A 12,179-nucleotide genomic window follows, 5' to 3' on the forward strand; every position below is an offset into this window, starting at 1 on the left:
CGATTTCGATCGGACCCCGTTTCGGGGGAAGCTGGTAGCCATGACCGTCGAAAGCACCGAAACCCCGCAGGCCCAGATCGGCGTCACCGGACTGGCCGTCATGGGCTCGAACATCGCCCGCAACTTCGCCCGCCACGGCTACACCGTCGCCCTCCACAACCGCAGCATCGCCAAGACCGACGCGCTGCTCGCCGAACACGGCAGCGACGGCACCTTCGTCCGCACCGAGAGCATCGAAGACTTCGTCGCCGCCCTCGAACGACCCCGCCGCGTCCTGATCATGGTCAAGGCCGGCGACGCCACCGACGCGGTCATCGACGAGCTCGCCGACGCCATGGAACCCGGCGACATCATCATCGACGGCGGCAACGCCCTCTACACCGACACCATCCGCCGCGAAGCCGCCCTGCGCGCCCGCGGCCTGCACTTCGTCGGCGCCGGCATCTCCGGCGGGGAGGAAGGCGCCCTCAACGGCCCGTCCATCATGCCCGGCGGCCCCGCCGAATCCTACGAAGTCCTCGGCCCCCTCCTCGAAACCGTCGCCGCCCAGGTCGACGGCACCCCCTGCTGCACCCACATCGGCCCCGACGGCGCCGGCCACTTCGTGAAGATGGTGCACAACGGCATCGAATACGCCGACATGCAACTCATCGGCGAGGCCTACAACCTGCTGCGCGACGCCCTCGGCTACAGCGCCGGACAGATCGCCGACGTCTTCGCCGACTGGAACACCGGCACCCTCGAGTCCTATCTCATCGAGATCACCGCCGAGGTGCTCCGCCAGACCGACGCCGCCACCGGCACACCGCTCGTCGACGTCATCGTCGACGCCGCCGAACAGAAGGGCACCGGCCGCTGGACCGTCAAGTCCGCCCTCGACCTCGGTGTGCCCGTCACCGGCATCGCCGAAGCCGTCTTCGCCCGCGCCCTGTCCGGCTCCCGCGACCAGCGGGCCGCCGCCCGCGGCCTGGCCGGTGGCAGCCTCGGCGCCGCCCCCACCGACGCCGCTCGGTTCACCGAGGACATCCGCGCCGCCCTCTACGCCTCGAAGATCGTCGCCTACGCCCAGGGCTTCGACCAGATCGCCGCCGGCAGCGCCGAATACGGCTGGAACATCGACCGCGCCGCCCTGGCCACCATCTGGCGCGGCGGCTGCATCATCCGCGCCCAGTTCCTCAACCGCATCAAAGAGGCCTACGACGCCGACCCCGACCTGCCCAGCCTGATCCTCGCGCCCTACTTCCGCGACGCCATCGCGGCCGGTATCGACAGCTGGCGCCGCGTGGTGGTCACCGCCACCGAACTCGGCATCCCCATCCCCGCCTTCGCCTCGTCGCTGTCCTACTACGACGGTCTGCGCGCCGAACGCCTGCCCGCCGCCCTCACCCAGGGCCAGCGCGACTACTTCGGCGCCCACACCTACGAGCGCGTCGACCGCCCCGGCAAGTTCCACACCCTGTGGAGCGGGGACCACAGCGAGATCGAGGCCTGATGACCGGCACGGCAGTCGCCGTCGCCTGTGCCCTCGCCGCCGCCCTGCTCGCCGCAGTCGGCAGCGTCGCACAGCAGCGCTCGGCGGCTGCCGTGGCCTCCTCCGACTCCCTCCTCGGCAGCCTGCTGCGCAGCCCCCGCTGGTGGGCGGGCATCCTCGGCGACAGCGGCAGCTACCTGATGCAGATCATCGCGCTCGCCGTCGGCTCGGTGCTGCTCGTCCAACCCCTGCTGGTGGCCGCGCTGCTGTTCGCCCTGCCCATCGCCGCCGCCACCGGCGGGCGCCGCATCACCCGCACCAGCTGGCTGCTCGCCGCCGCCCTGTGCGCAGCGCTGGCGGTGTTCCTGCTCGTCGGCAATCCCACCGCCGGCAGCGGCGACCCGGCGGCCGCCCGCTGGGCCCTGCCGCTGGGCATCGTGCTCGCCCTCGTCGTCGCCGCGATCGCCGTCGCCGTTCTCACCCCCACCCTGCGCGCCCTGGCCTTCGGGACCGCCGGCGGCATCCTGTACGGAGTGACCGCCGCCTTCACCAAGCACGTCACCGACCTGTTCGAACAGGGCATCCCCGCCGTGCTCGGCTCCTGGCAGACCTGGGCGCTGATCGCCGCCGGCGTCGCCGCGGTCTACCTGCAGCAACGCGCCTTCCAGTCCGGATCGCTCGCCGCCTCCCTACCGGCCCTGACCGTCGGGGAACCTCTCGCCGCGGTGTTCCTCGGCATGACCGTGCTCGGCGAACGTCTCCGCGTCGACGGCCCCGAACTCGTGCTCGTGATCGCCGCCGTCGTCGTGATGGCGGCGACCACGGTGGCGCTGTCGCGGCAGGAGGCCCCCGCCGACGACCCGGCCGCCACGGCGGTCACCGCGCGCGGGACAGCACCGCCACCAGAAACTCCGCGTCCTCGTTGAACGGACGCACATCCCACGTCGACAGCAACAGCTCCGGAACCAGCCCGGCCGCCTTCGCATCGGCGAGGAACTGCCCGAACTCGTAGTCGCGGCCCGCCCCGAAACCGATCACCGCCCGCCCCTGCGGGCCCAGATGCGCCGCGAACGCCCCCAGCACCGCGACACGGGTCGACGGCGCCACGAAGGTCATCACATTGCCGGCGCACACGATCGCGTCGAAGTCCGCCGCGATCCCGCGCGCGGGCAGATCCAGCGCAGCCAGATCCCCGACCAGCCAGGTCGGTCCCGGATGATCCTCCTCCGCCGCCGCGATCAGCACCGGGTCGACATCCACACCCACCACCGTGTGCCCGGCCCGATGCAGATACCCACCGGTCCGGCCCGGCCCGCACCCCGCATCGAGGATCCGCGCCTGACGCGGCACCATCGCATCGATCAGGCGGGCCTCACCGACGGTGTCCTGCCCCTGCGCAGCCATGCTGCGGAACCGGTCCACATACCAGGACGAGTGCGCCGGGTTCTGCGCGACCATCTCCTCCCACAGGCTCGGTACCCGCCCGGTGCCCTCCGGCATCTCTGCCCCGCTCATCCACGCTCCTCCACCTCGTCGCCTGCACTCCGACCCACGGTAGGCGCCCACCGGCGCCGCAGCGCACGCGCCCACCGGCGCAGCGGCACACCGGTCCCGGTCGCCGCCGTCCCGCGACACCCGCGGTGCCCGCCGGTAGAATCGGTATCCGTCGACACCAGCTCCGGGAGGTGGACCCTCGTCCGCGACCGGACCGACGAGAGGACACCGGTGCCCACGGCACCCACCGTCACCCCACCCCCCGATGCCCCCTCCCCACCCGCGGCGTGCCACTGCGGGCCGGGCCCCCGCGCAGGTCGCCGCCCCGCCCGGGACCGGTGCTGATGACCGTTCTGCTCGATATCGCCGCGCTGCTCGGCTTCGTCGCCCTCACCGCCGGCACCGCCCTGTTCGTCGCCGCCGAGTTCTCCCTCACCGCTCTCGAACGCAGCACCGTCGACGCCGAGGCGCGGCACGGCGACCGCCGCGCCCGGCAGGTCCAGCACGCCCACCGCACCCTGTCCTTCCAGCTGTCCGGCGCCCAGCTGGGCATCACCATCACCACCCTGATCACCGGTTATCTCGCCGAACCGATCCTCGCGCGGTTCCTCGCCCCGCTGCTCGACGCGATCGGACTCGGCGCCACCGCCGCCGCGACCGTCTCGCTGATCCTCGCGCTGCTCATCGCGACCTCCTTCTCCATGGTCTTCGGTGAGCTCGTCCCCAAGAACATCGCCATCGCCCGGCCCCTGGCCACCGCCCGCGCGACCGCCGGACTGCAGCTCGCCTTCTCGCTGCTGTTCCGCTGGGCGATTCTCGGCCTCAACGGCGCCGCCAACCGGATCGTGCGGCTGCTCGGCATCGAACCGGCCGAAGAACTCCGGTCGGCGCGTTCCCCGCAGGAACTCGGCTCCCTCGTGCGCACCTCCGCCCGCAGCGGCAGCCTCGACGAGCACACCGCCCGCCTGGTCTACCGGTCACTGCAGTTCGGGGACCGCACCGCCGAAGACCTGATGACCCCACGCAGCACGATCGAAAGCCTCGACCGGTCCGCGAACGTGCTCGACCTGATCGATCTGTCGGCCCGCACCGGCTACTCCCGCTTCCCGGTCGTCGACGGTGATCTCGACGCCCCCCGGGGCGTGGTACACGTCAAACAGGCCTTCACCGTGCCCGCCGCGGCGCGCGGCGCCACCACCCTCGACGGTCTCGCCCGTCGCGTCCCCACGGTGCCGTCGACCCTCGACGGGGACACCGTCATGGAGCGGGTCCGCGCCGACGGCATGCAGGTCGCGCTCGTCGTCGACGAATACGGCGGCACCGCCGGGATCATCACCATGGAAGATCTCGTCGAGGAGATCGTCGGCGACGTCCGCGACGAACACGACGAACACGAACTCGACGCGCACCGCGTCGACGACGGCTGGTCGTGCACCGGCTTGCTGCGCACCGACGAGGTGGCGCGGCTCACCGGATATCGGGCCCCCGACGGCGACTACGAAACCCTGGCCGGACTGATCCTCACCGAACTCGGCCGCATCCCGCGGGCCGGCGACGAGATCCGCCTGCCGCCGCGCCCCGGCGACGACGACCGCAGCTGGTGCGCGCGCATCCTCGGGATGGACGGGCACCGCATCGACCGCGTCCTGCTCGTCCCCGCCGCCCCGGCGGGCGCGGACGAGGACGTGGACGACGAGGCCGGTGAGCGGCGATGAACGACTGGCTCGCGATCGTCCTCGCCGTGCTGTTGCTCGCCGGCAACGCCTTCTTCGTCGGCGCCGAGTTCTCGCTCATCACCGTCCGCCGCGACCGGCTCGAAGCGCTCCTCGCGCAGGGCAAGACCAGGGCCCGCACCGTCATCCGGGCCGGGGAACATCTGTCCCTGATGCTCGCCGGCTCCCAGCTCGGCATCACCATCTGCTCGATCCTGCTCGGCCGCGTCGCCGAACCTGCCATCGCGCATCTGATCGAAGTGCCTCTGCACACCCTCGGGGTCCCCGAGTCACTGCTGCACCCGATCGCCTTCACCCTCGGTCTGAGCCTGGTCGTGGTCCTGCACATCCTGCTCGGCGAGATGGTGCCGAAGAACATCGCGATCGCCGGGCCGGAACGGGCCGCGATGCTGCTCGTGCCGGTGCACCTGATGTTCATGCGCCCCGCCCGGCCGGTCATCGCCTTCTACAATCTGTGCGCCAATGCCGGGCTGCGGGCCGCTCGCATCACTCCCCGCGACGAGCTCGACACCTCCGTCTCGGCGGTCGAACTGTCCGCGATGATCGGCGAATCCCGCTCGGAAGGGCTGCTCGACGAAGAAGAACACCGGCGGCTGACCCGCGCGCTGGCCACCGGTGGCCGCACCGTCACCGACGTGCTGATCCCGCTCGCCCGCGTCCGCACCGTTCCCTTGACCGGGGCGGACGCCACCCTCGGCGACGTCGAACGTGCCGTCACCGCGACGGGATATTCGCGCTATCCCACCCGCCGCGCCGACGGCCGCATCACCGGATACATCCACATCAAGGATGTGCTCGAGCTGGTCCGCGACCAGTCCGCCGGCCCGGACACCCTCATCCCGGCGTCGATGATCCGCCCGTTGCCGACCATCGCTGCGACCGCCGGTCTCGACCGGGCCCTCGGGGTGCTGCAACGCGCCAACGCGCATCTCGCCGGGGTGATCGACGCCACCGGGACACTGCAGGGCATCGTCGCGCTCGAGGACCTCGTGGAAGAGTTCGTCGGAACGGTCCGCGATGCCACCCACCGGGTCGCGGATCCGCTCGGCAACCGACCCCGCACGGCCGCACCGCGATCACCCGAACACGACGGGTGATCGCCGGCCCGGTCTGCACCTCGATCTCGGAAGGAGGACGGCGCTCGCACGCGGTCGCGCACGGCGACGGGCACGCGCCACACACCGGATGGACCTCGCCCCGCGGACGCAGCCCACCCTGTCCCCGGATCCCGGTCCGCGGATCCTGACCGAGGCCGAGTGGACCCCGCTGCGGGCGCAGCACCACGCCGCCGTCGACGAGTTGCTCGCCGGGCATCTGCAGCGCCGCGCCGCCGGCCGTACGCATCCGGTGCACGACTTCCTGTTCACCTACTACAGCCTGCGACCGAATCAGCTGCGGCGCTGGCATCCGGGTTTCGGCACCGTGCTGCTCGGGGCGAGCGCGGTCCGCGATTATCGCGATCATCCCGGTTACGAGCGGGTCGTGCACGCCGGGGTGCCCGGAGTGCAGGTGGCTCGTGCGGTGCTCGACCGCCGCGCCGAGACGGTGGATTTCGTCGCGCGACTGCTCACCGCGACGGCGGCCCGGCCGGCGCAGCTCGGCTGCTTCGGCCTGCACGAATGGGCGATGGTCTATCGCACCGGCGGGGAGGGGGTGCGGCACTCGTCGGTGCCCTTGCGTCTCGGCCACGACGGTACGGATGCAGTGGTGGAATCAATGCAGTTGCGATGCACTCATTACGATGCGTTCCGGTTCTTCACCCCCGCGGCGGTGCCCCGCAACGCCGAGACGCTGACCCGCGGCGAGCAGATCCGCACCGAGCAACCCGGCTGCCTGCACGCCGGGATGGACTTGTACAAGTGGTGCTACAAGTTGCTGCCGCTGACCGATTCGGCGCTGACGTTGCGGTGCCTGCGACACGCGGCCGCAGCCCGCGAACTGGACATGCGGGCGAGCCCGTATGATCTCGAGGACTACGGCTACTCGCCCATCAGGATCGAGACTGCCGCCGGACGCGCACAGTACGTCCGCGAGCAGTCGGCGCTCACCCGTCGCGCCGCAGCTCTGAGAGAAGAGCTGATGAATCGATGTACCGCCTTGCAGGCGCTCGGAACCACTGCGCCCTAATCTACTGGCGGGTAACATAAGCGACGATTCCGTGCGGCCGGGACGTTTCCGGCCGCACAGCAACCGGAAAGAGTGAGGGTGATGACAGAACGCGTGCAGGTCGGCGGACTCCAGGTCGCACAGGTTCTCTACGACTTCGTCAACAACGAGGCCATCCCCGGCAGCGGGGTCGACGCGGACACCTTCTGGACAGGTGCCGACAAGATCATCCACGACCTCGCCCCCCGCAACCGGGAACTGCTCGCCAAGCGCGACGACCTCCAGGCGCGGATCGACAGCTGGCACCGCGACCGTGCCGGCCGACCCCACGACCCCGCCGCCTACAAGGCCTTCCTCGAGGAGATCGGCTACCTCGTCCCGGCCCCCGAACCGTTCACCATCGGCACCGAGAACGTCGACACCGAGATCGCCGCCACCGCCGGCCCCCAGCTCGTCGTGCCCGTCCTCAACGCCCGCTTCGCCCTCAACGCCTCCAACGCACGCTGGGGCTCCCTCTACGACGCCCTCTACGGCACCGACGTCATCCCCGAAGAAGGCGGCGCCGAGAAGGGCACCGGCTACAACAAGGTCCGCGGCGACAAGGTCATCGCCTGGGCCCGCGACTTCCTCGACAAGGCCGTCCCCCTCGCCGACGGCTCACACGCCGACTCGACCGGCTACCGCATCGACGGCACCGCCCTGCAGGTCACCCTCGGCGACGGCACCGTCACCGGCCTCGCCGAGCCCGACAAGCTCGTCGGCTACCTCGGCGACAAGACCGCGCCCTCCTCGGTGCTGCTGCGCAACAACGGCCTGCACATCGAGATCCAGATCGACCCCGAGTCCCCCATCGGCAGCACCGACGCCGCCGGCGTCAAGGACGTCGTCCTCGAATCCGCCGTCACCACGATCATGGACTTCGAGGACTCCGTCGCCGCCGTCGACGCCGACGACAAGGTCATCGGCTACCGCAACTGGCTCGGCCTCAACCGGGGCGATCTGTCCGAGTCCTTCGACAAGGGCGGCAAGACCCTCACCCGCAAGCTGAACCCGAACCGCATCTACACCGCCCTCGACGGCAGCGACCTCGAACTGCACGGCCGCTCCCTGCTGTTCGTCCGCAACGTCGGCCACCTCATGACCAACCCCGCAGTCCTCGACCGCGACGGCAACGAGGTCCCCGAAGGCATCCTCGACGCGCTGATCACCAGCCTGTGCGCCATCCACGGCCTGCACACCGACGAAGCACACGGCCCCCTCGCCAACAGCCGCACCGGCTCGATCTACATCGTCAAGCCCAAGCAGCACGGCCCCGAGGAATCCGCCTTCACCACCGAACTGTTCGGTCGCGTCGAAGAAATCCTCTCCCTGCCCACCAACACCCTCAAGGTCGGCATCATGGACGAGGAGCGACGCACCACCGTCAACCTCGCCGCCTGCATCAAGGAAGCCGCCGACCGCGTGGTGTTCATCAACACCGGATTCCTCGACCGCACCGGCGACGAGATCCACACCTCCATGGAAGCCGGGCCCGTCGTCCGCAAAGCCGCCATGAAGCAGCAGCGCTGGATCGCCGCCTACGAGGACTGGAACGTCGACACCGGCCTCGCCTGCGGCCTGCAGGGCAAGGCCCAGATCGGCAAGGGCATGTGGGCGATGACCGACCTCATGCGCGACATGGTCGAACAGAAGATCGGCCAGCCCAAAGCCGGCGCCAACACCGCCTGGGTGCCCTCACCCACCGGCGCCACCCTGCACGCCACCCACTACCACGAGGTCGACGTCTTCGCCGTCCAGGACGAACTGAAGGGCCACACCCGCGCCACCGTCGACGACATCCTCACCATCCCCCTCGCCGAGAACCCGAACTGGACCGACGAGGAGAAGCGCGAGGAACTAGACAACAACTGCCAATCCATCCTCGGCTACGTCGTCCGGTGGATCGACCAGGGCGTCGGCTGTTCCAAGGTCCCCGACATCCACGACATCGCCCTCATGGAGGACCGCGCCACCCTGCGCATCTCCAGCCAGCTGCTCGCCAACTGGATCCGCCACGGCGTGGTCACCGCCGAGGACGTCGTCGCCTCCCTCGAACGCATGGCCCCGGTCGTCGACCGCCAGAACGACGGTGACCGCGGCTACCGGCCGCTGGCCCCGAACTTCGACGACAGCATCGCCTTCCAGGCCGCCAAGGAACTCATCCTCGAAGGCACCACGCAGCCCAGCGGCTACACCGAGCCGATCCTGCACCGCCGTCGCCGCGAGTACAAGGCCAAGTACGCCTGACCGGCACACCCACCACGGGCCCCGATTCCACGGATCGGGGCCCGTCCCGTCTCCCGCCCGCCCGGCGCCCCCGCGGACACCCACCCGCCGCTCACTAGACTCGACCCCCGAACCGACAAACGAAACGAGGCGGACACCACGTGAGCGGGCGACATCGCGGCAGCGGACGACGAGGGATCAGCACGAGCGTCATCGTGCTCACCGTGAGCGCAGTACTCCTCGTCGTTGCCGTCCTCGGCTGGTTCGGCATCCGCGACCGCATCGACGACCAGGCCACCGCCGCCGCCGAAACCTGCGTCGAAGGCGACACCGTCCTGCACATCGCCGCCGACCCCCTCATCGCCCCGGCACTGACCGAACTCACCGAAGGCTGGACCGGCGAGGGCCCCCGCGTCATCCGCGACCACTGCGTCACCGCCGACGTCACCGCCGTCGACAGCCTCGCCGCCGCCGACGCACTCGGTGCCGGACAGTGGGATCCCGCCCTCGGCCCCGAACCCGCACTGTGGGTGCCCGTCGACACCCGCCTGAGCGCCCGTGCCCCGCACGCCGTCGACGGCACACCCCGCTCCCTCGCCACCTCCCCGATCGTCCTCGCCGTCCCCACCGACCTCGGCCGTGCCCTCACGACCGCCACCGTCCGCTGGCAGGACCTGCCCCGGCTCCAGAACGACCCCGCCGCCATGCGCGCAATCGGACTCGACATCTGGGGCAGCCTCGGACTGGCACTGCCCACCGGCACCGACACCCACGCCACCACCCTCGCGCTCGAAGCGGTCGCCGCCTCCGTCACCGACAGCGGCATCGGACCGATCACCCTCGAACGGGCAGCCACCCCCGCCGCGATCACCGCCGTGAGCACCCTCGCGCTCGGCGCCGACACCCTCGGAGCGGTCGGCACCACCGGCGACACCCTCTCCGCGCTCGGTGCCCGCCCGACCACCGACGCCGCCGTCCACGCCGTACCCGTCGTCGAACAACAACTGCTCCGCGCCCTGGCCGACGGGCAGATCCGCGGGCTCACCGGACATCTCCCCATCGGTCCCGCACCCGTCGCCGACTTCCCCGCCGCCGTCGTCGACGCCCCCTGGATCGACGAGACCCTCGCCCGCGCCGCCGCGGAATTCGCCGACTACGCCCGCCGCCCCGAACAAGCCGCCGCCCTCGCCACACACGGTTTCCGCACCGCCACCACCGACCCGCAGCCCCCCGGCGAACTGCCCCTGCCCCGCATCGACACCGTCCTCGCCCCGGCCGACCCCACCGTGGACGACGTGCTCGCCGCGCTGCGTCTCGCCCCCGTCACTCCCCGCAAGATCACCATGGTCGTCGACACCTCCACCTCCATGCGCACCGCCGCCGGGGACGGCACCCGACTGAGCGCGACCGCCGACGCCGTGCGCGAAGCCATGCGGCGCGCCTCCCTCAACTCCGTGATGGGCATGTACGTCTTCGACGACGACACCCCCGCCGGGCACCGCGTAGCGATCATCCGCGACGGCCTCACCGACACCAAGCGCACGGCGCTCTCGACCGTCCTCGACGACATCGATCTCTCCGAGGACGAACCGGTCTACGCCACCCTCACCGCCGCCTACCGTGACGCCGTCGACAACTACGACCCGATACGACCCAACTCCGTACTCGCCGTGATCGACAGCGACGATCCCGACGAAGCAGCCGCCGCCGACCTGCTCGCCGCGATCGACGAACTGTCCACCCCTGAGACCCCGGTACGGATCGACGTGGTGCTCCTCGGCGACGACGTCACGGATCCGGCCGCCCTTCGCCGCGCCGCCGACCTCACCGGCGGCACCTTCACCCCTGTCGAGCCCTCCGACGCGTCCGCACTCTCCGAACTCCTCCGAAAGCTGGCTTCCTGACCGTGGTCCGACTGCTCGTCATGGGGGTCTTCTTCGCCCTCGTCACCTACCTGCTGCATCGACGACTCGTCCGGGCCCCCGGACTGTCCCGCCGCGCCGCCCTCGCCGCCGACCTCGCTCTCGTCGGGATGCTCCTGCTCACGCTCGGCGCCGCCGAGGTGGGGACGGTGCTCGATCCCGCCTGGGCGCGTCCCATCGGTTATCTCGGCTGGGCCTGGCTCGCCGTGGTGCTCTATCTGGCACTCGGCCTCCTGCTGATCGGGGTGGGCCTGCTGATCGCACGACTGACCCGCCGCGTCCGTCGCCGCACCACCGACAGCGGCATCCCCGCCCCCGCACCGTCACGACGAGGTCTGCGCATTGCGACCGCCGTGCTGGTCGTGGCGGCACTCGGCGCCGTCGGCTACGGCACGGTCGAAGCGAACCGGCCCCACGTCGTCACCGTCCCCGTCGCCCTGCAGGATCTTCCCGACGGTTTCGAGGGAACCCGCGTCGCCCTGATCACCGACCTGCATGTCGGGCCCGCGCGCGGCGCCGACTTCGTGCAGCACGTCGTCGATCTCGTCGCCGAACAGCAACCCGATCTCGTCGTGCTCGGCGGCGACCTCGCCGACGGCACCGTCGCCCTCGTCGGATCCGACCTCGAACCGCTCCGGCAGTTGCAGGCCCCGCTCGGGGTGTACGGGGTCAGCGGCAATCACGAGTACTACTCCGACGACGCGGAGTCCTGGCTCGACCATTGGGAGACGCTCGGTGTGCGCGCCCTGCGCAACGAACACGTCCTGCTCGAACGCGAGGGTGACGTGCTCGCGCTCGCCGGCGTGCACGACTACACCGCCACCGAACCTCACCATCCCGACCTGCCGGCAGCCCTCGACGGCATCGCGGACGGTATCCCTGTCGTCCTCGCCGCGCATCAGCCCCGCCATCTGGACGAAGCCCGCGAACTCGGCGTGGACCTGCAACTGTCCGGCCACACTCACGGTGGTCAGATGTGGCCGCTGCGGCCGTTCGTCTCCCTCGCCAACCCCACCGTCACCGGCCTCGACCGGTTCGGCGACACCCAGATCTACACCTCGCAAGGCACCGGCGCCTGGGGTCCGCCGGTGCGAGTGGGCACACCGCCCGAGATCTCGATCCTCGAACTGACCGCAGCGAACTGACCTCGTTCTCGGTGTAATTCGTGAGGTGTGTGCTCGACGGGCG

The 12,179-nt window shown here is 70.8% G+C and carries 9 protein-coding genes; 8 read left to right on the forward strand and 1 reads right to left on the reverse strand.

The annotated features are described in order from the left end of the window. Positions 1–40 precede the first annotated feature (40 nt). Positions 41–1,492, forward strand: a complete 1,452-nt coding sequence (gene gndA / locus MOM01_RS18515; RefSeq protein ID WP_241386907.1) for an NADP-dependent phosphogluconate dehydrogenase — start codon at positions 41–43, stop codon at positions 1,490–1,492. Beyond that, positions 1,492–2,397 carry a DMT family transporter gene (locus MOM01_RS18520; RefSeq protein ID WP_241386908.1) on the forward strand — a complete coding sequence of 302 codons (906 nt, stop codon included), beginning with the start codon at positions 1,492–1,494 and terminating at the stop codon, positions 2,395–2,397. Before gndA ends, MOM01_RS18520 begins: the two co-directional genes overlap by 1 nt. Here MOM01_RS18520 and MOM01_RS18525 read toward each other — a convergent pair. After that, positions 2,348–2,986 carry a class I SAM-dependent methyltransferase gene (locus MOM01_RS18525; protein ID WP_241386909.1) on the reverse strand — a complete coding sequence of 213 codons (639 nt, stop codon included), beginning with the start codon at positions 2,984–2,986 and terminating at the stop codon, positions 2,348–2,350. The genes MOM01_RS18520 and MOM01_RS18525 overlap by 50 nt on opposite strands. Positions 2,987–3,309: 323 nt before the next feature. Between MOM01_RS18525 and MOM01_RS18530 the strand changes: the two genes are divergently transcribed. The 6 genes from MOM01_RS18530 (at position 3,310) to MOM01_RS18555 (ending at position 12,136) form a co-directional block, all read left to right on the forward strand. Beyond that, the gene (locus MOM01_RS18530; RefSeq protein ID WP_241386910.1) at positions 3,310–4,680 is read left to right on the forward strand and encodes a hemolysin family protein; all 1,371 of its coding nucleotides are present in this window, start codon (positions 3,310–3,312) and stop codon (positions 4,678–4,680) included. Then, positions 4,677–5,795 carry a hemolysin family protein gene (locus MOM01_RS18535; RefSeq protein WP_241386911.1) on the forward strand — a complete coding sequence of 373 codons (1,119 nt, stop codon included), beginning with the start codon at positions 4,677–4,679 and terminating at the stop codon, positions 5,793–5,795. Before MOM01_RS18530 ends, MOM01_RS18535 begins: the two co-directional genes overlap by 4 nt. A gap of 88 nt (positions 5,796–5,883) precedes the next feature. After that, positions 5,884–6,825 carry a 3-methyladenine DNA glycosylase gene (locus MOM01_RS18540; protein ID WP_241386912.1) on the forward strand — a complete coding sequence of 314 codons (942 nt, stop codon included), beginning with the start codon at positions 5,884–5,886 and terminating at the stop codon, positions 6,823–6,825. Positions 6,826–6,906: 81 nt separating this feature from the next. Further along, on the forward strand, positions 6,907–9,090 hold the full coding sequence (locus MOM01_RS18545) for a malate synthase G (protein WP_241386913.1): 2,184 nt from the start codon (positions 6,907–6,909) through the stop codon (positions 9,088–9,090). Positions 9,091–9,293: 203 nt separating this feature from the next. Next, complete coding sequence (locus MOM01_RS18550) at positions 9,294–10,973, forward strand: substrate-binding domain-containing protein (protein ID WP_241386914.1); 1,680 nt, start codon at positions 9,294–9,296, stop codon at positions 10,971–10,973. Positions 10,974–10,975: 2 nt separating this feature from the next. Continuing rightward, positions 10,976–12,136, forward strand: coding sequence for a metallophosphoesterase (locus MOM01_RS18555; RefSeq protein ID WP_241386915.1), 1,161 nt, complete (start codon positions 10,976–10,978; stop codon positions 12,134–12,136). The last annotated feature ends 43 nt before the right edge of the window (positions 12,137–12,179 follow it).

The sequence above is a fragment of the Rhodococcus sp. CH91 genome (assembly GCF_022554085.1).
In the GTDB taxonomy this organism is placed as follows: Bacteria; Actinomycetota; Actinomycetes; order Mycobacteriales; family Mycobacteriaceae; genus Rhodococcus.